This window comes from Flavobacterium flavigenum, assembly GCF_027111255.2.
Classification (GTDB): Bacteria; Bacteroidota; Bacteroidia; order Flavobacteriales; family Flavobacteriaceae; genus Flavobacterium; species Flavobacterium flavigenum.
Map to the genome: position 1 here is coordinate 4,425,304 of NZ_CP114285.2, position 26,270 is coordinate 4,451,573.

Annotated in this window: 26 protein-coding genes; 11 read left to right on the top strand and 15 right to left on the bottom strand. The window is 34.4% G+C overall.

Going from position 1 to position 26,270, the window contains the following annotated elements; translation table 11 throughout:
- From OZP09_RS18340 to OZP09_RS18355, 4 genes are all read left to right on the top strand, one after another.
- On the top strand, window positions 1–777 hold the full coding sequence (locus tag OZP09_RS18340; RefSeq protein ID WP_269235116.1) for a T9SS type A sorting domain-containing protein: 777 nt from the start codon (window positions 1–3) through the stop codon (window positions 775–777).
- A gap of 192 nt (window positions 778–969) precedes the next feature.
- Complete coding sequence (locus tag OZP09_RS18345) at window positions 970–1,317, top strand: cupin domain-containing protein (RefSeq protein WP_269235117.1); 348 nt, start codon at window positions 970–972, stop codon at window positions 1,315–1,317.
- Window positions 1,318–1,451: 134 nt separating this feature from the next.
- Window positions 1,452–2,588, top strand: a complete 1,137-nt coding sequence (locus OZP09_RS18350) for an MFS transporter (protein WP_281309782.1) — start codon at window positions 1,452–1,454, stop codon at window positions 2,586–2,588.
- Between the two features lie 59 nt (window positions 2,589–2,647).
- Window positions 2,648–3,580, top strand: coding sequence for a peptidylprolyl isomerase (locus OZP09_RS18355; protein ID WP_281309783.1), 933 nt, complete (start codon window positions 2,648–2,650; stop codon window positions 3,578–3,580).
- 153 nt (window positions 3,581–3,733) lie between these two features.
- On the opposite strand, the gene OZP09_RS18360 is transcribed toward OZP09_RS18355, so the two are convergent.
- The 3 genes from OZP09_RS18360 to OZP09_RS18370 all read right to left on the bottom strand — a co-directional run bounded on the left by OZP09_RS18360 (window position 3,734) and on the right by OZP09_RS18370 (window position 6,037).
- Window positions 3,734–4,129: a GreA/GreB family elongation factor gene (locus tag OZP09_RS18360; protein ID WP_269235118.1), complete on the bottom strand. Its 396-nt coding sequence runs from the start codon at window positions 4,127–4,129 to the stop codon at window positions 3,734–3,736.
- A 345-nt stretch (window positions 4,130–4,474) separates the two neighbouring features.
- A complete protein-coding gene (locus OZP09_RS18365; RefSeq protein WP_281309784.1) occupies window positions 4,475–5,029 on the bottom strand; it encodes a thioredoxin family protein in 555 nt (184 codons plus the stop codon).
- Between the two features lie 114 nt (window positions 5,030–5,143).
- Window positions 5,144–6,037: an alpha/beta fold hydrolase gene (locus OZP09_RS18370; RefSeq protein WP_281309785.1), complete on the bottom strand. Its 894-nt coding sequence runs from the start codon at window positions 6,035–6,037 to the stop codon at window positions 5,144–5,146.
- A 126-nt stretch (window positions 6,038–6,163) separates the two neighbouring features.
- Between OZP09_RS18370 and OZP09_RS18375 the strand changes: the two genes are divergently transcribed.
- Window positions 6,164–6,499 (top strand): tRNA-binding protein, encoded by a 336-nt coding sequence (locus OZP09_RS18375; protein WP_269235119.1) that lies wholly within the window; start codon window positions 6,164–6,166, stop codon window positions 6,497–6,499.
- 248 nt (window positions 6,500–6,747) lie between these two features.
- Here the strand turns inward: OZP09_RS18375 and OZP09_RS18380 are convergent, their stop codons facing one another.
- The 5 genes from OZP09_RS18380 to OZP09_RS18400 form a co-directional block, all read right to left on the bottom strand.
- Window positions 6,748–7,293 carry an RBBP9/YdeN family alpha/beta hydrolase gene (locus OZP09_RS18380; protein WP_269235120.1) on the bottom strand — a complete coding sequence of 182 codons (546 nt, stop codon included), beginning with the start codon at window positions 7,291–7,293 and terminating at the stop codon, window positions 6,748–6,750.
- Between the two features lie 21 nt (window positions 7,294–7,314).
- The gene (locus OZP09_RS18385; protein WP_269235121.1) at window positions 7,315–8,145 is read right to left on the bottom strand and encodes an alpha/beta hydrolase; all 831 of its coding nucleotides are present in this window, start codon (window positions 8,143–8,145) and stop codon (window positions 7,315–7,317) included.
- A gap of 11 nt (window positions 8,146–8,156) precedes the next feature.
- Window positions 8,157–10,301, bottom strand: a complete 2,145-nt coding sequence (locus OZP09_RS18390; protein WP_281310770.1) for a glycoside hydrolase family 3 N-terminal domain-containing protein — start codon at window positions 10,299–10,301, stop codon at window positions 8,157–8,159.
- A 211-nt stretch (window positions 10,302–10,512) separates the two neighbouring features.
- Entirely contained in the window at window positions 10,513–10,881 is a 369-nt protein-coding gene (locus tag OZP09_RS18395) for a PUR family DNA/RNA-binding protein (protein ID WP_223681236.1), read from the bottom strand.
- 67 nt (window positions 10,882–10,948) lie between these two features.
- Window positions 10,949–12,727, bottom strand: a complete 1,779-nt coding sequence (locus OZP09_RS18400; RefSeq protein WP_269235123.1) for an ABC transporter ATP-binding protein — start codon at window positions 12,725–12,727, stop codon at window positions 10,949–10,951.
- A gap of 201 nt (window positions 12,728–12,928) precedes the next feature.
- Here OZP09_RS18400 and OZP09_RS18405 point away from each other — a divergent pair, with 201 nt between their 5' ends.
- The 3 genes from OZP09_RS18405 to yajC all read left to right on the top strand — a co-directional run bounded on the left by OZP09_RS18405 (window position 12,929) and on the right by yajC (window position 15,524).
- Window positions 12,929–14,035: a Glu/Leu/Phe/Val family dehydrogenase gene (locus tag OZP09_RS18405; RefSeq protein WP_269235124.1), complete on the top strand. Its 1,107-nt coding sequence runs from the start codon at window positions 12,929–12,931 to the stop codon at window positions 14,033–14,035.
- 216 nt (window positions 14,036–14,251) lie between these two features.
- Complete coding sequence (gene nusB / locus OZP09_RS18410; RefSeq protein ID WP_269237915.1) at window positions 14,252–15,163, top strand: transcription antitermination factor NusB; 912 nt, start codon at window positions 14,252–14,254, stop codon at window positions 15,161–15,163.
- Between the two features lie 79 nt (window positions 15,164–15,242).
- On the top strand, window positions 15,243–15,524 hold the full coding sequence (gene yajC / locus OZP09_RS18415) for a preprotein translocase subunit YajC (protein WP_269235125.1): 282 nt from the start codon (window positions 15,243–15,245) through the stop codon (window positions 15,522–15,524).
- Between the two features lie 226 nt (window positions 15,525–15,750).
- On the opposite strand, the gene pepT is transcribed toward yajC, so the two are convergent.
- Both pepT and OZP09_RS18425 read right to left on the bottom strand, forming a co-directional pair.
- Window positions 15,751–17,028, bottom strand: a complete 1,278-nt coding sequence (pepT, locus tag OZP09_RS18420) for a peptidase T (protein WP_269235126.1) — start codon at window positions 17,026–17,028, stop codon at window positions 15,751–15,753.
- 115 nt (window positions 17,029–17,143) lie between these two features.
- Entirely contained in the window at window positions 17,144–18,277 is a 1,134-nt protein-coding gene (locus tag OZP09_RS18425; RefSeq protein WP_281309786.1) for a formylglycine-generating enzyme family protein, read from the bottom strand.
- 187 nt (window positions 18,278–18,464) lie between these two features.
- Here OZP09_RS18425 and OZP09_RS18430 point away from each other — a divergent pair, with 187 nt between their 5' ends.
- Window positions 18,465–19,499 (top strand): quinone-dependent dihydroorotate dehydrogenase, encoded by a 1,035-nt coding sequence (locus OZP09_RS18430; protein WP_281309787.1) that lies wholly within the window; start codon window positions 18,465–18,467, stop codon window positions 19,497–19,499.
- On the opposite strand, the gene OZP09_RS18435 is transcribed toward OZP09_RS18430, so the two are convergent.
- Window positions 19,485–20,201, bottom strand: a complete 717-nt coding sequence (locus tag OZP09_RS18435; RefSeq protein WP_269235128.1) for a DUF3307 domain-containing protein — start codon at window positions 20,199–20,201, stop codon at window positions 19,485–19,487. The genes OZP09_RS18430 and OZP09_RS18435 overlap by 15 nt on opposite strands.
- Window positions 20,198–20,812, bottom strand: coding sequence for a hypothetical protein (locus OZP09_RS18440; RefSeq protein WP_269235129.1), 615 nt, complete (start codon window positions 20,810–20,812; stop codon window positions 20,198–20,200). The genes OZP09_RS18435 and OZP09_RS18440 overlap by 4 nt, the downstream gene beginning before the upstream one ends.
- Before the next feature lie 311 nt (window positions 20,813–21,123).
- Between OZP09_RS18440 and OZP09_RS18445 the strand changes: the two genes are divergently transcribed.
- Window positions 21,124–21,990 carry a hydroxymethylglutaryl-CoA lyase gene (locus OZP09_RS18445; RefSeq protein ID WP_281309788.1) on the top strand — a complete coding sequence of 289 codons (867 nt, stop codon included), beginning with the start codon at window positions 21,124–21,126 and terminating at the stop codon, window positions 21,988–21,990.
- A gap of 365 nt (window positions 21,991–22,355) precedes the next feature.
- Window positions 22,356–23,828, top strand: a complete 1,473-nt coding sequence (gene guaB, locus OZP09_RS18450) for an IMP dehydrogenase (RefSeq protein ID WP_269235130.1) — start codon at window positions 22,356–22,358, stop codon at window positions 23,826–23,828.
- A 55-nt stretch (window positions 23,829–23,883) separates the two neighbouring features.
- On the opposite strand, the gene OZP09_RS18455 is transcribed toward guaB, so the two are convergent.
- The 3 genes from OZP09_RS18455 to OZP09_RS18465 form a co-directional block, all read right to left on the bottom strand.
- Entirely contained in the window at window positions 23,884–24,384 is a 501-nt protein-coding gene (locus tag OZP09_RS18455; protein ID WP_269235131.1) for a hypothetical protein, read from the bottom strand.
- Window positions 24,385–24,476: 92 nt separating this feature from the next.
- Entirely contained in the window at window positions 24,477–25,364 is an 888-nt protein-coding gene (locus OZP09_RS18460) for a L,D-transpeptidase (protein WP_269235132.1), read from the bottom strand.
- Between the two features lie 272 nt (window positions 25,365–25,636).
- Window positions 25,637–26,221 carry an NUDIX domain-containing protein gene (locus OZP09_RS18465; RefSeq protein WP_281309789.1) on the bottom strand — a complete coding sequence of 195 codons (585 nt, stop codon included), beginning with the start codon at window positions 26,219–26,221 and terminating at the stop codon, window positions 25,637–25,639.
- Window positions 26,222–26,270 lie beyond the last annotated feature (49 nt).

Consider the following 26,270-nt stretch of genomic DNA (forward strand, 5'->3'; position numbering starts at 1 on the left):
ATGAAAAAAATTACTCTTTTAACTTTTTTATCAATTGGTATAAGCTGTTTTGCCCAGCAAAAATCGACAGGAGATGTTACTTTGTCAAATAATATGACAGCCAATTTAACATTAAATAACAACACATCAAAAGCCACTATTAAACTTACCGGACCTTCGGATAGATGGTTTGCTTTGCAGTTTGGAAATTTTGCAAATGGTGGTGGCATGGTCTCAGGACAAGATTTAATATACTCTAACGGGAGTACTCTGGTTGATGCAAGACAAAACGGAGTTGGCGTTACTCCAAGTACAGATGCTACACAAAACTGGACTGTAACTTCTAATACCGTAGTCTCCGGAATTAGAACTATAATCGCAGAACGAAATTTTTCAACCGGTGATGCAAATGATTATACCTTTAATTATACAAACACTACTATAGATTTTGCATGGGCCAAAAATAGCTCTGCCGGACAATCACTAAACAATCATGGAGGAAACCGCGGATATGCTATAGATACACCTCTATCGACTACTTTAGGTGTAGAAGATTTTGGGTTAAAAGCATCTTCAATTTCTCCAAATCCATCAAACGGGAATTTTACCATTGAAACGAAAACAGGTTTAGATATAATAAATGTATATTCTTTAGTAGGGACACTTGTTGAGAGTATTGAAGTAAAAAACAAAGCTAATACTATTGATGTTTCATTGAAAAGTTTGCAATCTGGAATTTACCTAATAGAATTGCAAAACGATCAGGAAAAAACGTGGAAAAAAATAATTATCAAATAGTTGCGAAGCTGTCCATTAAAGCAAAATTAAAGATTGTTTAGTAAACGCCAATTTATTTTCCTAAATGAGTAAATATGGTTGGCGTTTTTTTTTCATATAATTGATTTTGGAGAAATGCAATTAAGATAATTGAAGTTTAATCTCTCAAAATGCACTACTTTTGTCCTGCAATCAATTTTGAAAAAAAACAATATGGAAAATTCTGTTGCAAGTAAAGAGTTTCTTTTTGGAGAGGAAATTCAATGGGAAGTGGTTGGAGAAGGTGTAAAACGTAAAATTTTAGCTTTTGATAATCGCGTTATGCTGGTAAATGTACATTTCGAAGCTGGTGCTATTGGTGCTTTGCATGAACATTACCATACGCAGGTTACTTATGTAGCAAAAGGCAGGTTTGCTGTTACCATTAACGGGATTACAAAAACGCTGAAAGAAGGAGATAGCTTTTACATTCCGCCTCATGCAATTCATGGTGTTTTGTGTTTAGAAGAAGGAATGCTGACAGATGTTTTTAGTCCAATGCGTGAAGACTTCATGAAATAATAAATCAATACGATTTCTAAAACACCAATCTGATTAGTCTGAACATTCGAAAAATTATACATTTTTTAAAGTTTAGATAAAAATTAGATTGGTATTTTTGCTAAATGAATTTATCCAAAACGAATGTCTTGTTTATGGCAGCCTGCACTGGACTCATAGTTGCAAATCTGTATTACTGCCAGCCTTTAATTGTTTTAATAGCCAATGAATTTAAAATTCCTGAAGCCAATGCAGGTACAATAACCTACCTAACGCAGGCAGGATATGCTATAGGCTTGTTTTTTATGGTTCCGTTGGGAGATAAAATAGAACGAAAAAAACAAATCTTAATCACCACTTTTGCTTCTGTAATTGCATTGTTAATTGCAGCTACGGCAAAAAGTTTCCTTATATTACAAATTGCTTCACTGCTTATCGGGATCACTTCAATAGTACCCCAGCTTATTTTGCCTTTGGCAGCTTCTTTAAGCGCGCCTGAAGAAAGAGGAAAAGTCGTCGGAACTATTATGAGCGGACTTTTAGTCGGGATTTTGCTTTCGCGAACATTAAGCGGGTTCATCGGTCAGGTTTTAGGCTGGAGATCGATGTTTTTTATTGCTGCCGGAATTTGCCTTTTGATATTTTTTGTGATTCAGAATAAGTTTCCTGTCAATAAACCCCAGTTTCAGGGATCTTACGGTCAATTAATTCAGTCTCTTTTTACACTTATAAAAACTCAGCCTGTATTGCGTGAAGCAACGTTAATCAATGTTTTTAGTTTTGCGCAGTTTGGTGCTTTCTGGACTACGATGGTTTTATTGCTTTCGGGGGAACCGTTTCATTTTAATAGCGCAACAATTGGTTTATTCGGAATTGTTGGGGCTTCCGGAGCTTTGGCTGCTCCATTAGTCGGAAAAATGGGTGACAAAGGAGGTTCAAGAGTAGCAGTCGGTTATGGATGTTTGCTGATACTAATCAGTTTTTTGATTTTTTATTTCTCTATTGAAAGCGTTATCGGAATTGCAATTGGAATTGTGTTTATTGACATCGGAATCCAGGGTGTTCATATTTCAAATCAAACCCGGGTTTATTCGTTGCTCCCTGAAGCCAGAAACAGATTAAATACGGTTTTTATGTCCTTTAGCTTTTTAGGAACAGCTGCGGGATCAGCTTATGGATTGTTATTATGGAAACTAGGCGGATGGCACGTTGTAACTATCGGATGTGTTGGGTTATCAATATTGGCATTGACAGTTTACGGACTCACTTATAAATCAAAATCTAAAAAATAGAAAGACAAATTGATATAAAATTAATTTGTAAATTTGCGTTCAATTAAAAAATAACAACAATGGAAAACGGAATATACGCTAAATTCAACACTAGTAAAGGTTCGATTTTAGTTAAATTAGCACACGAATTAGCACCAGGAACTGTAGGGAATTTTGTCGCTCTTGCAGAAGGAAATATGGAAAATAAAGTGAAACCTCAGGGACAAAAATTCTATGATGGTTTAACTTTTCACAGAGTTATACCTGATTTTATGATTCAGGGTGGTTGTCCTAAAGGTACAGGAACTGGTGATCCGGGGTATAAATTTGATGATGAATTTCACCCAAGTTTAAAACACGATCGTCCGGGCGTTTTGGCAATGGCAAATTCAGGACCTGCAAGTAATGGTTCTCAGTTTTACATTACGCACGTTCCGACTTCATGGTTAGACAACAAACATACTGTTTTTGGACACGTTATCGAAGGTCAGGATGTGGTAGATGCTGTTGCTCAGGGTGATGCTCTTGAAACATTAGAAATTATCAGAGTTGGTGAAGAAGCTCAAAAATGGAATGCTATTGAAGCTTTTGTTGGTTTAAAAGGAGCACGTCTAAAACGTGAGGCAGCTTTAAAAGCAGAATCTGAAGCAAAAATGGAACAATTAGCTGCAGGTTTTGATAAAACAGAAAGTGGTTTACGTTATAAAATGATTCAAAAAGGTGAAGGTAAAAAAGCAGAGGCTGGGAAAACAGTTTCTGTACACTACGAGGGATCTTTGGAAAACGGAAAAGTTTTTGATTCTTCATACCCAAGAAAAAAACCAATCGAATTCAAACTAGGAGTTGGGCAGGTTATCGAAGGATGGGACGAAGGTATTGCTTTATTACAGGTTGGAGACAAAGCACGTTTTGTAATTCCATCTGATTTGGCTTATGGCCCAGGTGGTGCAGGCGGTGTTATTCCTCCGCATGCAACTCTTATTTTTGACGTAGAATTAATGGATGTAAAATAAGAAACATTCTATTATCTTAATAATGTCCCATTCGGTTTTCCGGATGGGATTTTTTTATTTCTTTTATAAGGAATTATATCATTCAAAACCATAGTAATTAGTGAGTAGTAGATAGTTATAAAAAAACACCTTCATAAATGAGGTGTTTGCAAATTAAGAATGGGACACAATGGTATTGTTTACTTCAATTATTTTTAATGTTTTTATTCCGGAAGGTAATTCCCAATCTACCTGGTCGTTTTCTTTAAATCCAATGATAGCAACGCTTAAAGGGGCTAAAATTGATATTTTTCTTTCTTGTACATTTGCTAAAGAAGGTAAAACAATTTGAATTTTCATTTGCTTATTTGATTTAACATCTTCAATCGTTACATGCGAATTGATTCGGATAATCGAATTGTCAAGAATGCTTTCTTCACTGATGATGGCACGGTCTAATTCTTGTGAAAGCAGCCCGGCTTCTTTTGCATTTGAATCATTTTTACTTTTTAATATCAACTCTCGTAAGAACTGATACTCTTTTTTACAGAAAATGGGTGTTGGTTTCATAGTATTTAATATTAAATATTGATAAAATAATTGATTATGTTAAATCCCAGTTTGCAATAATGTGCTAACTGAAACTTAATATATTGTTTGATTGGATTTCTCTTTATTTGAAAGATGTAAATCTCTCAATAGAAAAATAATTTGGTAAAAATCCTCCGTCTGAAAGAAGAAAAAATGAAATAGACGGAGGCCTAATTAATAAAGGCCTTGCGGTGTGAAATAATTATAGCCGCAATTGGTTTTCTCTCAAAAGAAAACAATAATACGGATGTTATAAGTAACATAATATTCACAATCACAAAATTTGATGGAATGTAAAGATAAGGAAAACAGATTAGATAATAGCTATTTCCATTTGATGTTACAGCCTATGCTTGGTTTTTGGATTTGGTTTAAGCTCCTGTTGTAAATCAAAGCATCAATCGCGCTCCTTAAATCGTTTCCGCTTAACGGAATTCCGTTTCCGGGTCTTGAATCATCTAACTGGCCTCTGTAAAACAATCGGTTCTGATTGTCAAATAAATAAAAATCTGGCGTACAGGCAGCATCATAAGCTTTTGCCACTTCCTGAGTTTCATCAAATAAATAGGGAAAGTCTATTTTGTTTTCAAAAGCAAACTGAGTCATCATTTCAGGTGAATCCTGTGGGTATTTCTCAATATCATTACTTGAAATAGCAATGATGCCAATCCCCTGAACACGATAATCATTAGCAATCATGGCAACTTCATTAATTACGTGAAGAACGAAAGGGCAATGATTGCACATAAAAATGACAAGTGTACCTTTTGATCCTTTTAAATCTTCAAAAGAATATTTATTATTTGAATTGGTATCTTTGAGATTGAAGTTAGGAGCAATAGTTCCGAGTGGAATCATATTTGAAGGAGTTCGTGCCATTTTCTAAAGAATTAGTTCTTCAAAAATAACTTTAAATTCTTAAAAGAAACTGTACAACTGTAAAAAAATATCCAAAGAATTTTTTAATAAAGTTCTTTGGATATCAGTTAAAATTTATGCATTTAAGAAGTTGAGCAAGTCTTCGTTTAGCCGGTCTTTTTCAGTGTAAAATAATCCGTGTGGTGCTCCTTCATAAACAATAAAAGTGCTGTTAGTTACTGCTTCAGCAGTTTTTTGTGAACTCACTTCAATAGGAACATTTTTATCATCATCTCCATGAATGATTAAAGTAGGTACTTTTATAATGTGTAATTCATCTCTGAAGTCTGTATTTGATAAAGATTCTGCGCATTTTAGCGTTGCCCTTGGAGAAGCTGCCGAACATAGATTTCTATAATATTCCAGTAAAGGCGTACTCAAAGGTTTATTGATAATATTAACACCAAAAAAAGTTTTTCCAAAATTCTCCAGAAATCCTATTCTGTCTTCTCTAATTGCGGCTGCGGTTGCTTCCCCTTTTTCTTTAGGACGTCCTTCAGGATTGTCGTCTGTCTTTAACAAGAAGGGAATAATGGATGAAATTAAAGCTGCTTTTGTAACGCCTTTGCCACCATGGCGGCTAAAATAACGTAATACTTCACCTCCTCCCATAGAAAAGCCAACCAGTGTAACATTTTCTAATTGAAGCTGATTGATAATTTCACTTAAATCATCTGCCAGAGTATCGTAATCATAGCCATCCCAAGGTTGTGATGATTTACCAAAACCACGGCGATCATATGCGATTACCCTATAATTATTCTGAACCAAAAATTCAATTTGATATTCCCACATTTCGTTAGAAAGAGGCCATCCATGAATCAGGATTACCGGTTTTCCTTTTCCGTAATCTCTCACATAAAGTTTTACATTTTGAGCCGTTTCAATGTATTTATCTGTGTTTTGGAGCTGGATATCAAAATCTGAATCTCTAAGAGATGTATTGCTGTAAGTAAGACTATTTTCCATTTCTATATCTTTTTAATTGGCTTAATAATATGTTTTGTAAAATTAAAAACACAGGTAAAAAAAGGGTTATAAAATTAGTATCATTTAATTACAAAATTAATAGGTTTGTAAATAAACACTAAGAAAATGGATTTAACCTGGGACGAATTTGAAAGAACCGACATGCGTGTTGGGACCATAATTGATATAAATGACTTTCCTGAAGCAAGAAAACCGGCTTATCAGCTTACGATTGATTTTGGAACTGAAATCGGTGTCAGGAAATCATCGGCACAAATTACAAAACGGTATCAAAAAGAAGATTTACTCCATCGTCAAATTGTAGCAGTTGTAAACTTTCCTAAAAAGCAAATTGGGAAATTTATGAGTGAATGTCTGGTACTGGGAGCTGTAGGCGAGGAGGGAGACGTAATTTTACTGGCTCCCGATTTTAAAATAGAAAATGGATTGAGGATTGGATAGTAGTCAATGTCATTAAGTTAAGAAATTTTCAATCGTCACTTCGAGTGATTTTAATAATAATGCGATAGCTTTATGATTAAAATTGTATCGAGAAGCTTTTTTAATACGAAGGTCCTCGATACATTTTGTTTTAAAAAATCTATCGAATTTTTTAAACAAAGCACTCGAACTGACGGTAGTGTCCTCAAAAGTATTGTGATATTAGTTTTAGTTAAATATATAAACGGATACTGAAAGACTCTTTAAAATCACTTTATTTTCTCTATTAACTGTTGCAAAATTAATTGCCCTTCTTCCCAATATTTTAAATCAGAATCAGAGTTGATGTGTCCTTGCTGACCCACATTTACAAAATCACTTCCCCACATTTTGGCAAAATATTCTTTTCTTTCGAAAGAAGCATAAGGATCATTTTCACTCGCAATAACAATTGAAGGGAATGGCAATTGATAAAGTGGCATTGGTGAAAAATTTCGAATAACATCCGGTGTATGTTCCGGAGAATCCACATCTGCGGGAGCTACTAATAAAGCGCCGATGATATTTTTATTAGAATTGGTTTCTGCCCAATGTAAAACCAAAGAAACAGCGAGACTATGTGCAACTAAAATCGTTGGATTTTCCAGTTTTGAAACTTCTTCGTTTAAACGTGTGATCCAATCTTCCCGAACCGGTTCATCCCAGTTGTCCTGATTCAGGCGTATTGAATTTTTAAATTTTTTATGCCAAAAGGTTTGCCAGTGTTTGTCGCCTGAATTTCCAAGTCCGGGTAAAATTAATAGTTGTGTCTCCATTGCCGTGGATTTTTTTAATAATTATTTTTTAGGTTGTTTTTCTTTTAAAATTCGGTTTACTTCGTTTACCAATAATGGAAAACCAGGTTCAGTCATACCGTGTCCATATCCGTCCAATTCAAAAAGTTTGATTTGTTTATGTCCAACAAGTTTCATCATACGCTCCATATAAGCGTTTTCTTCATATCGGCCTAACATTTCCAGTTCACGGTCTCCTGTAATTAATAAAACAGGCGGAGCATCTGCCCGAACATGAAATAAAGGGGCAAAAGCATCAATTGTGGGTTGTTTTTCGGGAATTCCGTTTTCTCTTCTAATTTCAAAATGGGTAATGCATTGGCTGCTAAACGGAATTAATCCAGCTATTTTATTGGCATCAATATTTTCTTTTTGAAGCCATTTTTTATCCAGGCCAGTCATCAATGCCAGGTAAGCGCCGGCAGAATGCCCTGAAACAAAAATTGAGGAAGTATCACCTCCGTAGGCTGCCATGTTATTAAAAGCCCAGGCTATAGCTGCAGCTGCATCTTCAATACATTTTGCTGCTTTTACTTTTGGAGATAATCTGTAATTAACCCCAATAATAGCAAAGCCTTTGTTTTTTAATGCTTCAGGGATTTCTTTGCTGCCACCGGTTAATCCGCCTCCGTGAAACCAGACTATCGTAGCAAATCCCTTGGTATTTTTTGGATAATAGATGTCTAAAACACATCTTTCATTAATATAAGAATCAGATTTATTGATGGCTGCATTATAATACTGAATGTTTTCTTTTACCTCATATTCTGATTTTTGGGCAAAAGACGAAAGTCCAATAATAAACAAACTAAGTAAAAACGCTATTTTTTTCATATATAATTATTTTATTCAATTTTAAAATCACCTTCCAGACCATTTTCAGCATTCGAAGCAATCCATACTTTAAAATCACCCGGCTCTGTTTTTAGTTCCATTTTATCATTATAAAAAGCAAAGTCTGAAACAGGAATTGAAAAGTTTATCGTTTTAGATTCCTGCGGTTTTAATTCGATTTGTATAAAATCTTTAAGCTCCCTGACAGGTCTGACAATACTTCCTGTAATATCACGAACGTATAATTGAACAGTTTCTGTCCCTGTACGGTTTCCTGTATTGGTAACAACAGCTGAAACGTTTAACTTTTCACTGTTATTATTATTTCTAAGGACAGCTTTTTCAATTTTTAAATTCTCGTAGGAGAAAGAGGTATAACTCAATCCAAATCCAAAAGGAAACTGAGGTTCATAACCTGCATCAAGATAATGCGAATTGTTTCCTAAAGAACTTTGCCAGGCTTCGACCGGAATATCCTGAATAGCTACAAAAGTTTTTGGATCTGCAGGTCTTCCTGTGTTAGGATGATTGTAATAAATCGGAATCTGACCAACTTCTTTTGGCCAGGTTACAGGTAGTTTTCCAGATGGATTTACCTCCCCCAATACTATATCAGAAATTGCCGGGCCAGCCATCGTTCCCGGATGCCAGGCCATAATTACTGCATTTACTTTTGGCAAAACAGCTCCTAAAGTTATTGGTCTTCCTGCCATTAGGATTAAGACTATTGGTTTTCCTGTTTTTTGTAATTCGGCTATCAGTTTTTCTTGTAATCCCGGCAGATTAATATTTGCTCTTGAATGTGCTTCTCCAGAAAGAATGGCTTCTTCTCCGGCAAAAAACAAAATAACATCTGATTTTTTAGCAGCTGTTATTGCAGCTGTAAATCCCTCTTCAGATAAGGAACGGCTATGTGAAAGTCCGGAAGCATAAAATACATTATTTTCTCCAAAACTATTTTGTAAAGCTTTAAGAGGCGTTTGAGAATCTTCTTTGTTGCCATCAAAAACCCATGTTCCTAATTGTTCTCTTGGAGCATCTGCTAATGGTCCAATTACAGCAATTTTTTGATTCGGTTTTAAAGGCAAAATCTGATTTTCGTTTTTTAATAAAACGCAGCTTTTAATGGCAGCTGTTCTCGCAGTTTGTAAAGCATCTGCATTTAATAAGGAGAATTTTTCACGGTCTTTAAAATACGGATTGTCAAAAACACCGGCCCTGAATTTTATTCTAAGGATATTGCGTACCATTTCATCTAATTGTTTTTCAGAAATTTTCTTTTCAGCAATCAGTATTTTTAAATGATTTGCATAAGATAAACTGGTCATTTCCATATCTAATCCGGCAGATGCTGATTTAAGAGCAGCGTCTTTTTCATCAGCGGCGTAACCATGTGGGATCATTTCAGTAACCGAATTCCAGTCACTCACCACAAAACCATCGTATTTCCATTCTTCACGTAAAATTTTCTTTAGTAAAAATCCATTTCCTGAAGCCGGAATTCCGTTGGTGTCATTAAATGAAGTCATAAAAGTTGCTGCGCCGGATTTTGCTGCTGCTTCAAAAGGTTTTAAATACACATTTCGAAGTAAGGATTCAGCCATGCTGACCGTGTTGTAGTCTCTTCCTCCTTCTGCGGCACCATAGGCTGCAAAATGTTTGGCACAGGCTAAAATTTGCCCGGGAACAGAAGGGTCATTTCCCTGAAACCCTTTGATGTAAGCAGTTCCTAATCGGGATGCCAATAAAGGATCTTCGCCCGGGGACTCTGCAATTCTTCCCCAACGGGCATCCCTGGCAATATCAACCATTGGGGCATAGATCCAGTTGATGCATCTTGAATAGGATTCATTAGCTGCGATTTTTGATGTTTTTTCAACCAATTCCATATTCCAGGATGCAGCTAATCCTAAAGGAATCGGGAAAATAGTTTTGTATCCGTGAATAACATCCCTGCCAAACAATAGCGGAATGTGTGTTGGACTTTCTTCTACTGCAATTTTTTGTATTTGAAGAACGAGATCAGGATCTGTAAGGTTTAAAATGGCTCCAACCAATCCCATTCGGACTTCTTTTTTAAGTTCCTCAGACAATCCTTTGCTTCTGCTGGAAGTTCCTTTCAGACATGCCTGACCGATTTTTTGTTCCAAAGTCATGCTTTTTATGACCTTGTCTATATTTTTTTCAACATTTAAATCTGGTTTTTGGCTGTAAGATATTGAACTTATTAATAGAGTAAATAATAAACAATAAAGTAATCTTGTGGTTAATGTTTTCAAAGCTAGTAGTTTTAAAAACTTAAATATATAAAAAAAGTCCAAAATGCTGAACATATTGGACTCGTACTTTTCGAAAAGTTATATGGAATTAAATATCGTCAAAGTCGATATCTGTAAAGCTTGATCTTTGCCCTTCCGCTTTATCAGAACTATATTCTTTTTTAAAATCTTTTTGATGTCTTTCAGATATTACTTCTTCTCCTTTGTGGTTCAGGACATAAGAAGTCATTTCGTCTAAAATTTCAGCAAATGAGCTAAAGTCTTCTTTGTACAGATAAATTTTGTGTTTTTTAAAATGAAAAGAACCATCCTCTTCAGTAAATTTTTTGCTTTCAGTAATCGTGATATAATAATCGTCAGCTTTAGTAGCTCTCACATCAAAGAAATAAGTTCTTCTTCCTGCTCGTAATACTTTAGAAAAAATCTCTTCTTTTTCTAACATGTCGTTTTCTCTCATAATACGTTCTATCATTTTGGAATTAATAGTACTCAAAAATCATAAAAAATTATCTATTACGCAACATTTAAAGTAATTCTTTTTCCGAAAGTTGTTTTAAATATAACGCTGAATAATAGCCTTCCTGATTTATTAATTGATTATGAGAACCTTGTTGAATGATTTGCCCATCTTCTAAGATAATAATTTTGTCAGCATTTTTTGCAGACGATACACGATGGCTAACAATTATGGTTGTTTTGTTTTTGCAGATTTCAAATAAATTGTTCAGAATTGTTTCTTCTGTTTCCGTGTCAACTGCTGAAAGACAGTCGTCAAAAAGCAAAATGGCAGGGTGTTTAATAATTGCGCGGGCAATAGAAACACGCTGTTTTTGTCCACCGGAAAGCGTGATACCTCTTTCTCCTAAAATAGTGTCGTATTGTTTATTGAAAGCAATGATGTTATCGTGGACTACTGCATTTTTTGCAGCCTCAATTACTTGTTCATCGGTTGCATTCTGGTTGCCAAATTTGATATTATTTTTAATAGTATCCGAAAATAGAAAGGCATCCTGAGGCACAATTCCGATGTTATTTCTTAAGTCATTCAGATTCAAAGTACTGATTTCATTGCCATCAATTGTGATTTTTCCTTCGGTAACATCATACAGACGTGAAATTAAAGATAATATAGTTGATTTTCCGGAACCAGTTTTTCCTAAAATAGCCAGTGTTTCTCCATTTTTGACTGAGAAAGTCACATTTTTTAAAGCCTCAATATTGGTGTCCTCATAAGTAAAACTAACATTTTCAAAAGCAATTGAACCTTGGATATCTGATGAATCAGGATTGTTGTTTTTGATTTCAGGCTCAATTTTCAAAAATTCATTTAAACGTTTTTGAGAAGCTTCTGCCTCCTGAACCATTGATGAAACCCATCCCAATGAAGCCACTGGCCAGGTAAGCATATTGACGTATAAAATAAATTCGGCGATAGTTCCGATGTTCGGAATCGTTCCGTTAATGTACATCACACCTCCAAAATAAATAACCACCAGATTACTGATTCCGATAAGGGCAATCATCAAAGGGCCAAACAGCGACTGGACTCTTGCCAGGCTTAAACTTTTGCTTTTGCTTTCGTCAGACAAGGCAATCATGTTGTTCTGGTGTTGATTTTCTAAAGAATAAGCTTTGATGACGCGGATACCTGAAAATATTTCCTGAGTAAAACTGGAAACTTTTGATAAATATTGTTGAAAAGTGGTGCTGCGTTTATTGATTTCAGAACTCAGTTTAAAAATACAATACGATAAAATAGGTAGTGGTAGCAGTGTATATAAAGTCAATAATGGGGACACATTATACATATATATAATAACAATGGCAAAACGTATAAAAGTATTGATTGTGTACATAACTGCAGGTCCAACATACATACGAACTTTTGAAACGTCTTCACTAATACGGTTCATTAAATCCCCTGTTCGGTTTTGCTTGTAGAAATTCTGGGAAAGTTTTTGATATTGGTTAAAAACCTCATTTTTTAAATCAAATTCAATGTGGCGCGACATTACAATTAAAGTCTGGCGCATTAAAAAAGTTAAAAATCCGGCAACAATTGCACTTCCTATGATTAACAATACATTATGGATTAAATCCTGTTTGTAATATCCAATAATTATTGAAGATTTCCGATCAGTTTCAGATAATTTCAGGAATTTTTCAATTGTATCAAAAGACTGGCTAACCAGTTTTGGAGTAAATAAGAAAAATATTTGTGCGATTATAGTGATTAAAATTCCAAAAGAAAAACTGTATTTGTACTTAATGAAATATTTGTTTAAATAGCTTAATTCTTTCATTTTTTTAAGAAATGTGATATTAAATTGATTTAAAATTTTGAATTATTATGAATTAAAAATATAATAATTTGCACTTTAATCAAAACAATAATATTGTAAAATTATTAATTATAAGTTTAAAAATTAGCACATGTGTATTTTTTATGTATGTTTGAGTTGTCTTTTTGACGAATTCATAATTTTAACTAAATAACACTAGCTATGGATGCAACTTTCGCAACTGGAAAGGAACTTCAAAAAATGGACCCTGTTTTTGGTCAGTTATCTTTTAATGATCACGAACAAATTGTATTTTGCAATGACAAAGATACAGGTTTAAAAGCAATTATTGGTATTCACAATTCGGTTATGGGACCAGCTTTAGGAGGTACAAGAATGTGGAATTATGCTACTGAATGGGAAGCTCTAAACGATGTTTTGCGCCTTTCAAGAGGTATGACTTATAAATCTGCCATTACCGGACTAAATATTGGTGGCGGTAAAGCGGTTATTATTGGTGATGCTAAAACCCAGAAAACACCTGAGCTAATGCGTAAGTTTGGTGAATTTGTTCATTCTCTTAGCGGAAGATATATTACAGCTGAAGATGTTGGAATGGAAACAAAAGACATGGATACCGTTAGGGATGTTACACCTTATGTAACAGGAATCTCTGAAGAAAGAGGTGGTTCGGGAAATCCTTCTCCTGTTACAGCTTATGGCGTTTATTTAGGAATGAAGGCTGCTGCTAAAAGTCAGTTTGGTTCTGATGTTTTAGAAGGTAAAAAAGTTTTAGTTCAGGGAATCGGACACGTGGGTGAAACTTTGGTTGAATATTTGACTAAAGTAGGAGCACAGGTAACCATTACGGATATTAATGAAGAAAAATTATATCAGGTAGCTCAAAAGTATAATGCAAACATTTATACTGGCGAAGACTTATATACTGCAGATGTTGATATTTATGCACCATGTGCAATGGGGGCTACAATTAATGAAGGTACGATAGAAAAAATTAAGGCAAAAGTGATCGCCGGTGCTGCAAACAATCAGTTGGCAGATGAAAACATTCATGGAGCAAGATTACAGGAAAGAGGCATTTTATACGCTCCGGATTTCTTAATCAACGCAGGTGGAATTATTAATGTTTATGCAGAATTAGCACATTATGGTAAAGCTGAAATCATGAGCAAGACCGAAAATATCTACAATACAACTTTGGAAATTATCGATTTTGCAGCTAAAAATGGTTTAACAACACATAAAGCTGCTCTTACAATTGCTCAGAACCGCATCGATCAGAGAAAAATCGAGAACGGAAAAAAATAATTTTGTAGTTTAAATTCTCAGTCTCAGTTTTTAGTTTCAGTTGTTATACAGCGGTTACTTGAAACTGAGATTTTTTTAGGCTGAAATTTAATTCATTTTCACGGATTTTTTTATTGGATTAAATTTTAATATAATTTCTTTAATTCTTATTTTTGCAGACTAATTTTTAAAAGTTCTTACAAGGTGGTAAATAGAAGACACTTACGCATTAAAGTCATGCAATCCATTTATGCAATGCATCAAAGCGGTTCTGATAATCTGGAAAAAGAAGAAAAATTTCTTTTTTACAGCATAGATAATATTCAGGATTTATATTTAATAATGCTTTCTTCATTGATTGAGATTTGTAAAAAAGAGTCTGTTTTTTTACATCTTTCAAGTAAAAAACATCTTGCAACTGCTGCAGAACGTAATCCAAACGAAAAATTCATCAAAAACAAAATTTTTCAACTTTTGGCCGAAAGCAACTCTCTTAGCATTGCTTTAGAAAATCGTAAAATAAATAACTGGTCATTAAATGATGACTATATTTTATTGCTTTTAAATGATATTAAAGCAAGTGATCTGTATGCGAAATACATGAGTAACAATGTGAATACTTTTGAAGAAGACAGACAATTTGTAATAGATTTGTTTGAAAATGTTATTGTTCCAAATGAAAAGCTGTATGAGTATCTGGAAGACGATAAATTAACATGGGTTGATGATATTCCAGTTGTAAATACACATATCGTAAAACAGTTAAAAGCAATTAAAACAGAAGATCCGGATGATTTCAGGGTTCCGAAATTGTATAAAGATGTTGAAGATAAGGATTTTGCAAAAGATTTATTCAGACGTACCGTTTTAAATGAAACCGTTTTAGCAAAAGAATACGATGATAAAACACCAAACTGGGATAGCGAAAGAATTGCAGAAATTGATACAATTATTCTGAAAATGGCTATTTGCGAATTTTTGAAATTCCCTTCAATTCCGGTAAAAGTAACGCTGAACGAATATTTAGAAATTGCAAAAGAGTATTCTACACCAAAAAGCAGTATTTTTATCAACGGAATTTTAGATAATCTTGTAAAAGAACTTACTGCTAATAAAAAGATGATTAAGGTTGGAAGAGGGTTGATGTAATTTTAAATAAACTCTAAAAATCAAATACCAAATTCCAAAAAAGAATATTTTAAATATAAATCAAAAACAGAATTTAATTATGGGAGGACAATTAACGCAATTTGCGCCATTTCTTTTAATGTTTGTGGTAATCTATTTCTTTATGATCAGACCGCAGCAAAAAAGAGCAAAAAACGAAAAAGAATTTGAAAGCAGCCTGAAAGTAGGTGACAAAATAGTGACAAAAAGTGGTTTTCACGGTAAAATTGCTGAATTAGCTGAAACTACTGTTGTAATCGAAACAATGTCTGGAAAATTAAAATTAGAGCGTTCTGCAATCTCAATGGAAATGAGCGCTGCTTTGAATGCTAAAAAGGCTTAAGTTTTTTTAAAGTTTCAAAAAATATTAAATCCCAAATTCCAATTTTAAAACTGGAGTTTGGGATTTTTTGTTTTTGTACAATCTTGTCATTTCGACGAAGGAGAAATCACATTAGAAACTCCATGCAGAATGTCGCCAATCTTTGTCGAATTCCGAGTGTGATTTCTCCTTCGTCGAAATGACAAAAAAATGAGAAATAAAAGATTTTCAAATTTAAAATTCCAAATTATCCTCTTTTTTTACTCTTTTTAGGAGCATCAAAAATTTCCGGAATTGCTGTTAATTCAGCAATTTTCACAATAACATCAGTTGCCTTCTGGATACTTTCTGCAGGAACATATTCATATTTTCCATGGAAATTATGGCCGCCCGCAAAAATATTAGGACAAGGCAATCCCATAAATGAAAGTTGAGATCCGTCCGTACCACCTCGAATAGGTTTTATAATTGGTTTTATGTTTAATTCGCGCATTGCTTTTTCGGCAATATCTACAATATGTTTTACCGGAAGCACTTTTTCCTTCATATTGTAATACTGGTCTTTAATTTCGGCAATCACAATATCTTCGCCATATTGCTTCGCAAATTTTTTGTTGAATTTTTTAGCAATTTTTTCAATTAAAGCTTTGCGTTTTTCAAACTTACTCTTATTATGATCACGTATAATCAATTCTAAAACAGTTTCTTCAATGTTTCCTTTTATATGATGAACGTGGAAAAAACCTTCGTAACCTTTAGTTTCCTGAGGTGTTTCTCCTTTTGGAAGTTCATTGATAAAATCATTTGCAATCAGCATCGAATTGATCATTTTTCCTTTGGCATAACCGGGATGAACACTTTTTCCTTTGAAAGTAATTTTAGCTCCGGCTGCATTGAAGTTTTCATATTCCAGTTCACCAATCTGGCTTCCGTCCATCGTGTAAGCCCATTGTGCTCCAAATTTTTCAACATCAAAATGATGCGCTCCACGACCGATTTCTTCATCCGGCGTAAAACCAATTCTGATTTTCCCGTGTTTGATTTCCGGATGCTGAATTAAATATTCCATTGCCGAAACGATTTCAGTAATTCCGGCTTTATCATCGGCTCCTAACAAAGTTGTTCCGTCAGTTGTGATAATGGTCTGACCTTTATATAATAATAAATCCTTGAAATAATTCGGCGACAAAACGATATTTTTCTCAGCATTCAGAACGATATCTTTTCCGTCATAATTCTCAACGATTTGAGGTTTTACATTCGCTCCGCTAAAATCCGGTGAAGTGTCAAAATGTGAAACAAATCCAATGGTTGGGACTTCATAATCAACATTGCTCGGAAGCGTTGCCATGATGTAGGCTTTGTCATCAATCGTTACATCTTCAAGGCCAATTGCTTTTAGCTCTTCCACTAATTTATTAGCAAGGTTCCATTGTTTTGCTGTACTTGGTGTTGTTTGTGAATTTGGATCCGATTCGGTGTCAATTGTTACATAACTGATAAAGCGATCTATGATATGTTGCATTTTTTTGAATTTTTAGCAAATATAGAAATTTTTTCTGCGTAAAAATTTAGCTTTTAATATCACAAGTAATAAAAAAGGGATTCTGGATTGAGTCCCTTCCGGTATTTTGAGTTTGTTATTTGCTTTTTACGCATCTAAAACCTACATGATTAGCTGCAGATCTGATTTCGCCTTTTCCTCTTGTTCCTACCATGTATCGGGTGCAATATTGATCTGTGCATAAAAACGAACCGCCTCGATGTACTCTTTTTACTTCTGATGTGTCGTTAGGGTCGTAATAAGCATCAGGCCCTTGTGGATTTCTTACGGTTTTTCCGCTTTCTGCTAATGATTTATAATAATTTACACTATACCAGTCATGAACCCATTCCCAGACATTTCCGGCCATATCATACAAACCATAAGCATTTGGAGCGTATTGTTTTACAGGCGCAATTCCTTTAAAGCCATCTTCACCAGTATCGCCGTCCTTTATAGGGAATTGTCCCTGATAAATATTCGCCTGAAATTTTCCGTCAGGTTTTAAATTATTTCCCCAGGCATACAGATTTCCGGTTTTTCCGCCGCGGGCTGCAAATTCCCACTCAGCCTCTGTCGGAAGTCTTTTTCCTGCCCATTTTGCGTAAGCTTGAGCATCTTCATAAACAACATGAACTACTGGATATTTTTCTTTTCCTTTAATAGAACTTCGCGGTCCTTCCGGATGTCTCCAGTCAGCGCCTGGTTGGTAACGCCACCACTGTAGAAAATTATTCAGATTAATGGCAGATGGTGTAGGGGTAAAGACAGCAGAGCCTGCAATTAAATCTTCATCATTTGCTGATGGAAATTCTTCTTTTGTTGGCTTTTGTTCGGCGACTGTTACATAACCGGTTGCTTTTACAAATTTTTCAAATTCTTCGTTTGTTACTTCGTTTTCATCCATATAATAGCCGTCAACATACACACGATGAATAGGAGCAGCGTCTTTTGTAACGCCTTTTATACTGCATAAACTTTCATCCTCAACATTTGATCCCATTGAAAATTCCCCTCCAGGAACCCATACCATCCCTTTCGGTGTTTTTCCTGTTGGTTTGTTTTTGTTTTCTATAGTAGGCTTAAACTCACTTTCAGATTTATGCGGGGTTTCATGGCATTCCTGTGCAGTTTCTTTTTTTGGTATATTGGCTAATTTTGTATAACCAAATGCTATTGAAATAACGAAGATTGTAGTGGTGCTGAATAACCAAAAGGTTTTATTTTTCATTGTAGTTGTTTTTAACTTGGAATAATCTGTACCTGCCAAAAATAAATAAAAAATTCTATTTATTCTATAGGGTTAATATTTGTTTCTTTTTAAATATCAAACAATACAAATTATATGTGTTTAGAAAAATACACATTTTTAAAGTTTAATATTTAAATTTGCATCCAAAAAATAACACCGCACTCTTATGTATAAATTGATAATCCGCCCGATACTTTTTTGTTTTGATCCCGAAGAAGTTCATTACTTTACTTTTTCATTTGTAAAATTCATTTCAAAAATCCCGGGAGTTTCATCAATTATCAAATCAATTTACGAAGTAAAAGATTCCAGATTGGAAAGAGAAGTTTTCGGAATTAAATTCAAAAATCCGGTTGGACTTGCCGCGGGATTTGATAAAGATGCCAAACTTTATAAAGAACTTGGGGATTTCGGTTTTGGTTTTATCGAAATTGGAACTGTAACACCGGTTGGACAGGAAGGCAATCCAAAGAAACGTTTATTTCGATTAAAAGAAGACCAGGCGATTATTAACAGAATGGGGTTCAATAATGGCGGGGTTCTGGAAGCTGTTGAGCGTCTGAAAAAGAATTCTGGAGTTTTGATTGGAGGGAACATCGGAAAAAATAAAGTGACGGATAATGAAGATGCTGTTAAGGATTATATCATTTGTTTTGATGCACTTTTTAATCACGTAGATTATTTCGTGGTTAATGTAAGTTCGCCAAACACCCCAAATTTAAGGGCTTTACAAGATAAAGAACCTTTAACGGCTTTGCTTCAGACATTACAAGACAGAAATGTAGAAAAGCAAAAAGCAAGTACTCAAAAAGTAAAACCAATTCTTTTAAAAATTGCTCCGGACTTAACAGATGAGCAATTATTGGATATTATTGATATTGTAAAAACAACTCAGATTGCAGGTGTAATTGCTACAAATACGACGATTTCAAGAGAAGGTTTACAATCTGCCAATCAAACTGAAATGGGAGGTTTGTCAGGCAAACCACTTACAAAACGTTCTACAGAAGTGATTCGTTTCCTTTCTGAAAAAAGTAATAAAGCTTTCCCTATTATTGGAGTAGGAGGAATACATTCCGCCGATGATGCTATCGAAAAACTAAATGCAGGTGCAAGTTTGGTACAATTGTACACAGGTTTTATTTATGAAGGGCCGTCTTTGATAAAAGCAATCAATAAAAAAGTTTTACAGCAGTTGTAAAAGAAGTGACTGCATAATCAAACCAATTAGTATTGCAATTCCAAAACTGATTAAAGTTCCGATCATTACGTATTCGGTAAGTTTTCGGTCTTTGGCTTCTTTTAAATCACCAAACCTGAAAATGGATTTGGCTGCCAGTAAAAATCCAATAGCCTCAAAATGGCCGGTCAAAATAAAGCAAACTACAAATAAACGTTCCAGAATGCCAATGTAATTTCCAGCATTGGCAAGTGAATTGTCCTGATGACTGTTTTGACTTTCCGGGCTCCAGATTGAAATAATGGTTTTTATGAAAATGGAAGAGGGTTTAGTTACCAGTATTATTCCGGTTATCAGTATCCAGAATCGATTATCAAACCAAAGAAAGCTTAAGTTGTCGTTTTGATAAAGAAGCACAACGCCAATTAGAATTAATAGATGTGCTATTTGATCAACAACAAACCAGGTACGTTTGGTTTTGTTTTTCTGAAAATTCAATTTAATTAAGTCTATTATCCCGTGTGTAACAGCAATTAAAACAGCATAAGGTATAAAACTGATTTCTCCGACTACTATTACGGCCAAAAATCCGTGAAGCAAAATATGAAGGTATAAATAAATGCTTTTATGCTTATTAGCTTCTTTATGTATTACCCATGAATTCGGCTGCCAGATAAAATCGCCTAACAAATGTGCCAAAAGCAGTTTTATAAATAAAATCATAATGCTGTAAGTTGTTTTATTTGTTTTCTAAAATAGCGGTCTAAATTCATAACCAAATCAAACTGGGCACGTTTTTGTCTCCTGCTTACTGCAGCCTGATTAATACCTAGTTTTTGTCCTAGTTCTTCCTGTGATAAAGCTGGGTTTTCTATCGCTACTGCCACAAATTCAGCCGATTGTACCAGCCAGCTGTCCATAAAAGTCAGTGCCAGCTGCATCATAAGGTTCAGTTTTTCATCTGTCTCATCATTGCCGGTCCGCATGGCTAAAGTAACTTTTTGTTTTTTTAAAGTTTCAAAAAGCTCTCCAGAATTAATAAAAGCCGACCCATTACTTTCGGATATTTTTTCGGCATTATGGGTTTTATCACCAAAACCAATGCTCATTCGGGCATCAGATTTTATCGCTCTTAAATGGGCCTTTATTAAAATAGCAGTTAATAAAGCTTCTTCCGGATTTTTTACTTCAATTTGAAATTCATCTCCCCTGTAAACTTCCCATTGACTCGGTGTTTCACCAAACGGGACTAAGATTTTTTTTAAGTCTTCAACCCAATGTTCAGATTTCTGTTGTCTGGAACCTATTATATCACCTGTAATTATACTAGTCATAATTAAATATAATAAACTTTCTATTACAAATATAAGTAATACTTTTAATTTATTACACTTTTTGGTAATAAATATATTTATTACGTTTTTTGGTAATATTATGTGTTATTACGGATTTAGGTATTATTTTAAAACATTACCATTTTTGATAAATAGTTTATTTTTTAATGACTTAAAAGCGATGACTTTGATTTTGTTTCTGATAAGATAAAGACTTATATTAATTGTATACTCAAAAAACAATTCAGCCAAGAGTTAATTTTTATTTCTTTAAAAAACAAACTAACTTAGCCTTTACAAAAGAATAAGTCTTGAATAAAGAAATCAAAATCATTGAATGTCCACGTGATGCCATGCAAGGTATCAAAACCTTTATTCCAACTAAAAATAAAGTTTCGTATATACAAGCTTTACTGAGGGTAGGTTTTGATACTATAGATTTTGGAAGTTTTGTATCACCCAAAGCCATTCCACAAATGCAGGATACAGCAGAGGTTTTATCACAGCTTGATTTATCTCAGACAACCAGCAAGCTTTTGTCGATTATAGCGAATACACAAGGTGCAGAAACAGCCTCAGGACATGAAGCTATTCAATATTTAGGGTTTCCTTTTTCGATTTCTGAGAATTTCCAAATGCGAAATACGCATAAAACCATTTCACAGTCTTTGGTTACTCTCGAAGAGATTCTTGAAATAGCAGATAAAAAAAATAAAGAAGTCGTTACTTATCTTTCTATGGGTTTTGGAAATCCTTATGGAGACCCCTGGAATGTTGAAATAGTAGGAGAGTGGACAGAAAAATTAGCTAAAATGGGGGTGAAAATCCTGTCGCTTTCTGATACTGTTGGAAGCTCAACGCCGGAAGTAATTACCTATCTTTTTTCACATTTAATCCCGAAGTATCCTCAAATAGAGTTTGGTGCGCACCTGCATACAACGCCAGGCAGCTGGTTCGAAAAAATAGATGCTGCACACAAAGCGGGCTGTACACGTTTTGACGGTGCCATTCAGGGATTTGGCGGATGCCCTATGGCAACGGATAAACTGACCGGTAATATGCCTACTGAAAAACTTATTTCTTATTTTACAGCGAATAAAAAAATTACCGGTTTAAATTCCTTAAGTTTCGAAAGTGCCTATAACGAAGCTTCAAAGCTATTTGGTAAATTCCATTAAATAGGATTTCATTCTCAATAATCTATTAGAAAATTAAATTTTTACTTTAGATTTTTACCTGACATTTAAATTTTGCCATTGCTATTACCATTGAAATTTCGAATTATTATGCAGCTATTCCGGCTCTCCATTACAAGCACTCGGGTAAAAACACTTTTTTCCAAGGTTTTAAAAGAGCTTCCGCCGGTCGCTTTTTAAAGCCAGGAAAAAATGTATTTTTACCTTTCGTGGCTTTTCATTTTGATCCGGGCTGAGGTATCGGGACAGCGATTTCTTTTAGAGTCAAAAAAAAATCTGAATAAGTTAATGAACAAGTTTCTAATTTTTTCACTATATTTGCACGCAATTCAACTAGAAATTGCAACATGATAGCACACAACTCTAAGATCATCGGCGAAGGTTTAACTTACGATGATGTACTATTAGTACCAAACTACTCTAATGTGCTTCCACGCGAAGTGAGTATCAAATCAAAATTTTCAAGAAATATCACATTAAACGTTCCAATCGTATCTGCTGCTATGGATACAGTGACTGAAAGTGCAATGGCAATCGCTATGGCGCAGGAGGGCGGAATTGGAGTTTTGCATAAAAATATGACCATTGAGCAGCAAGCTGCCAAGGTTAGAAAAGTGAAGCGTGCTGAGGCAGGAATGATCTTAGATCCGGTAACATTGCCAATGAATTCAACAATTGCAGATGCAAAAGCTGCCATGAAAGAATTCGGAATTGGAGGTATTCCAATCGTTGACGAAAACAGAATCCTAAAAGGAATCGTTACCAACCGCGACTTGCGTTTCGAAAAAAACAGCTCAAGACCTATCGAAGAGGTTATGACAAGTACGAATCTTGTTACTGTTGCTGAAGGAACTTCATTAGAACAGGCTGAGGTTGTTTTGCAGGGGCATAAAATCGAAAAATTGCCGGTTGTAAATGCTAAAAACGAATTAGTGGGTTTAATTACCTTTAGAGATATAACAAAACTGACGCAAAAACCAATTGCTAATAAAGATACATTTGGTCGTTTGAGAGTTGCCGCTGCTATTGGGGTAACCGGTGATGCTGTAGAAAGAGCAGCTGCATTAGTTGCGGCTGGTGTAGATGCGATCATAATTGATACAGCTCACGGACATACTGAAGGTGTTGTAAATACATTGAAAGAAGTAAAATCAAAATTCCCGCAAATAGATGTTATTGTTGGAAACATCGCAACTCCCGAAGCAGCTAAATATTTAGTAGAAAACGGTGCAGATGGTGTAAAAGTAGGAATTGGACCTGGTTCTATTTGTACAACCCGTATTGTTGCAGGTGTTGGTTTCCCACAGTTTTCAGCAGTTCTTGAAGTAGCTGCCGCTATCAAAGGAACCGGAGTTCCGGTTATTGCAGATGGTGGAATCCGTTATACAGGAGATATTCCTAAGGCTATCGCAGCCGGTGCTGACTGCGTAATGTTAGGTTCATTGCTGGCAGGAACAAAAGAATCACCGGGTGAAACGATTATCTTTGAAGGAAGAAAATTCAAATCATACCGCGGAATGGGTTCTGTTGAGGCTATGCAGACAGGTTCTAAAGACCGATATTTCCAGGATGTTGAAGACGACGTTAAAAAATTAGTTCCGGAAGGAATTGTAGGTCGTGTTCCGTACAAAGGAGAATTAAACGAAAGTATGCTTCAATTCATTGGAGGTCTTCGTGCCGGAATGGGATACTGCGGATCAAAAGATATTCCTACGTTACAGGAAACTGGACGTTTTGTCAGAATCACTTCAAGCGGGATTAATGAAAGTCATCCACACAACGTAACCATTACAAAAGAAGCTCCAAATTATTCCAGATAATTTAGTTTTATCATATAAAAAAGGCGTAAGATTTCAATTCTTACGCCTTTTCTATTTAGTTAATAATTGAAATTCCATTATTAAGTTCGTCAATGATATTCTGGTTTTGTTCTATCGCTTCAGCCTGAGCTCCAAACTGCATTTGTATAGAACCGCCTTTCCCGTTATAGATGAAACCCTGATATTTATATAATATATCATTGTAATCTAATTCACATTCAAAGTAATTTACCATTAAATCATTTATCTTTTTTTTAGAGATTTTAAGATTTTTGATTTTACCGAATTCTTTGTATTCATCCTCAATAGTACTTTTTAGCTTTTTATCTGTAATGAAATAATCATATTCGATAAAATAGACATTGACCAAATTGTATTTGTCATGAAATTCTATATCCCAATCTGAAGATTCTGTTCGGATCCAATTTTCGGGATTGTATTTAATTTCATAAATTCCTTTTCGGCTGATGTAAGAATCTGATTTAAAGTTTTTTTTACTTTGTCCCATTGCAAAAAGGCAGGACAGCAGGAATAGTAGAATTAATTTTTTACACATTAAATATTTATTTTAATTTCATTTCAAGACTCCGTTTCAAAGAGAATTGTTCTACGAAAATATAAATTAATAGCGATATGTGTATAAAAAATCTATAGCGAAGCCGTATTTTTTTCCGTTTCTCTTAAAGTTTGATTTTCTAAAATTTTCTGAATAAAAGGTTTTGTCTCCTTTTCAATTTCAGCTTCAGAGATATTTAACGCCTTAGGGTCAGTTGTTAACTGAAACCATGGTTTAGATCCGTCAAAATCATAACTTCCAAAAACAATTACAGGGGTTCCTTTCACTTTTACGTTCTCTTTGTCTTTTAATATCCATTCATCTGCGAATTTATAAAGATATTTAGCGTCTTTTTCTAATAAACGCAAACAGGAATGTGAAGCAGGATATCCAGGCAATTCATATTGATGAAAACCAACTCCTAGTTTATTTTCAATGTTAAAATTCCATTTAAGTTCCCATTCATCATTAAAAGTACTGGTTGTCTTTTCCGCTTTCCAGTTCGTGAAAAACAATCCTGCTGGAGTTTGGTCAGCCTTTCTTCCCATATTGGTTGGACCGGTACGAACTAATTCACCATTTTCATAAGCGGCAAAAGTTTGCGTTGGATAAGAGAATATAATGATTTTTGAAACACCTTCTAAGGCATTCACATGTAAAGGAAATGGAAGGTAATAAACCAAATCACCACTGAAATCTGAAGGAACGATAAGTGAATCCAGTTTTTTAAGGTTTGCTTTATCAGCTCTGTTCAAAGCATAGACAATATTCATTTTAACACTGTCGGCTTCATTGGCTTTCAGCCATTCTTTAGATTTAGTAAACTGATACGAAATAGTTGATTCCGGTTTTTTGTATTCAACAGTTTTTTTCGGTTTTTTATTTTCAGTTATTGTAATAGTATCGCTTTTTTTGCAAGAAACCATTAAAGCTAAAATCAATAAAAGTAATGCGTTTGCCAGGTAATATAACTTCTTCATAATATTGGTGTTTTTGATTATGGTAAAGTTCTATTTTTTAACATCAGCTCACGTTATAGAATTTTTATGATTATTTATTGGATTTTCATTATGAACTCAGAATGTGTATTAGTCAATCACTGTTTATGATTTGATGTTTATAAACATCAAAAAAGCAATCCTATTCATCATTATGAAATGAATAGGATTGCTTTTGTATAAGTTTCCCAGTTTTTAAATGATTTTATTTAGTTTACTTTTGATGAAATTATTAAAAACTAAATAAAAAAATCTTAAATCAACCCTTTTATTTTAGCATACTGCAACAGCATAATAGTTTTGGCATCAGTAATCTCACCGGACTCAATCATCGCATAAGCCTCATCAAAAGTAAATTCTAAGACTTCTATGTTTTCCTGTTCAGCATCCAGTCCTCCGCCTTCGCTTACTTTCATGTTTTCATCGTATTCGCCGACAAAAAGATATAAAATTTCCGTTACAGATCCCGGGGACATGTACGTTTCAATAACTTTTTGAACTTTGCTTAAACGATATCCGGTTTCTTCTTCCGTTTCACGAATAATAGCGTTTTCTGCATTGTCTTTGTCTAAAAGCCCTGCACAGACTTCTATCATCATTCCGGTTTTATTTCCGTTTAGATAAGTTGGCAATCGAAATTGCCTTGTCAGAATAACTGTTTTTTTAGATGAATTGTACAACAATATTCCAGCCCCATTACCTCGGTCGTATACTTCACGAATGTGTGATTCTACAGGCTGATTTTCTTTTTTATAATTAAAAGTAACTTTGTTTAATACATACCAGTTATCAGATAATAATTTGGTTTCTGTTACTTCTATTTCCGGATTTTTTCTCATAAATTTTTATATCAAAAAAAAAACGCTCTGATAATCAGAGCGTTTAAGG

What these genes read in the sequence shown, in the direction of transcription:
- OZP09_RS18350 (WP_281309782.1), top strand. Translation starts at nt 1,452, where the DNA reads ATGGCAGCCTGCACTGGACTCATAGTTGCAAATCTGTATTACTGCCAG.
- OZP09_RS18465 (WP_281309789.1), bottom strand. Translation starts at nt 26,221, where the DNA reads ATGAGAAAAAATCCGGAAATAGAAGTAACAGAAACCAAATTATTATCT.
- OZP09_RS18375 (WP_269235119.1), top strand. Translation starts at nt 6,164, where the DNA reads ATGGATTTAACCTGGGACGAATTTGAAAGAACCGACATGCGTGTTGGG.
- OZP09_RS18370 (WP_281309785.1), bottom strand. Translation starts at nt 6,037, where the DNA reads ATGGAAAATAGTCTTACTTACAGCAATACATCTCTTAGAGATTCAGAT.
- OZP09_RS18355 (WP_281309783.1), top strand. Translation starts at nt 2,648, where the DNA reads ATGGAAAACGGAATATACGCTAAATTCAACACTAGTAAAGGTTCGATT.
- OZP09_RS18385 (WP_269235121.1), bottom strand. Translation starts at nt 8,145, where the DNA reads ATGAAAAAAATAGCGTTTTTACTTAGTTTGTTTATTATTGGACTTTCG.
- guaB (WP_269235130.1), top strand. Translation starts at nt 22,356, where the DNA reads ATGATAGCACACAACTCTAAGATCATCGGCGAAGGTTTAACTTACGAT.
- OZP09_RS18365 (WP_281309784.1), bottom strand. Translation starts at nt 5,029, where the DNA reads ATGGCACGAACTCCTTCAAATATGATTCCACTCGGAACTATTGCTCCT.
- OZP09_RS18395 (WP_223681236.1), bottom strand. Translation starts at nt 10,881, where the DNA reads ATGAGAGAAAACGACATGTTAGAAAAAGAAGAGATTTTTTCTAAAGTA.
- OZP09_RS18400 (WP_269235123.1), bottom strand. Translation starts at nt 12,727, where the DNA reads ATGAAAGAATTAAGCTATTTAAACAAATATTTCATTAAGTACAAATAC.
- OZP09_RS18340 (WP_269235116.1), top strand. Translation starts at nt 1, where the DNA reads ATGAAAAAAATTACTCTTTTAACTTTTTTATCAATTGGTATAAGCTGT.
- OZP09_RS18360 (WP_269235118.1), bottom strand. Translation starts at nt 4,129, where the DNA reads ATGAAACCAACACCCATTTTCTGTAAAAAAGAGTATCAGTTCTTACGA.
- OZP09_RS18440 (WP_269235129.1), bottom strand. Translation starts at nt 20,812, where the DNA reads ATGACTAGTATAATTACAGGTGATATAATAGGTTCCAGACAACAGAAA.
- OZP09_RS18390 (WP_281310770.1), bottom strand. Translation starts at nt 10,301, where the DNA reads ATGACTTTGGAACAAAAAATCGGTCAGGCATGTCTGAAAGGAACTTCC.
- OZP09_RS18435 (WP_269235128.1), bottom strand. Translation starts at nt 20,201, where the DNA reads ATGATTTTATTTATAAAACTGCTTTTGGCACATTTGTTAGGCGATTTT.
- OZP09_RS18430 (WP_281309787.1), top strand. Translation starts at nt 18,465, where the DNA reads ATGTATAAATTGATAATCCGCCCGATACTTTTTTGTTTTGATCCCGAA.
- OZP09_RS18455 (WP_269235131.1), bottom strand. Translation starts at nt 24,384, where the DNA reads ATGTGTAAAAAATTAATTCTACTATTCCTGCTGTCCTGCCTTTTTGCA.
- yajC (WP_269235125.1), top strand. Translation starts at nt 15,243, where the DNA reads ATGGGAGGACAATTAACGCAATTTGCGCCATTTCTTTTAATGTTTGTG.
- OZP09_RS18425 (WP_281309786.1), bottom strand. Translation starts at nt 18,277, where the DNA reads ATGAAAAATAAAACCTTTTGGTTATTCAGCACCACTACAATCTTCGTT.
- OZP09_RS18460 (WP_269235132.1), bottom strand. Translation starts at nt 25,364, where the DNA reads ATGAAGAAGTTATATTACCTGGCAAACGCATTACTTTTATTGATTTTA.
- nusB (WP_269237915.1), top strand. Translation starts at nt 14,252, where the DNA reads ATGCAATCCATTTATGCAATGCATCAAAGCGGTTCTGATAATCTGGAA.
- OZP09_RS18405 (WP_269235124.1), top strand. Translation starts at nt 12,929, where the DNA reads ATGGATGCAACTTTCGCAACTGGAAAGGAACTTCAAAAAATGGACCCT.
- pepT (WP_269235126.1), bottom strand. Translation starts at nt 17,028, where the DNA reads ATGCAACATATCATAGATCGCTTTATCAGTTATGTAACAATTGACACC.
- OZP09_RS18380 (WP_269235120.1), bottom strand. Translation starts at nt 7,293, where the DNA reads ATGGAGACACAACTATTAATTTTACCCGGACTTGGAAATTCAGGCGAC.
- OZP09_RS18345 (WP_269235117.1), top strand. Translation starts at nt 970, where the DNA reads ATGGAAAATTCTGTTGCAAGTAAAGAGTTTCTTTTTGGAGAGGAAATT.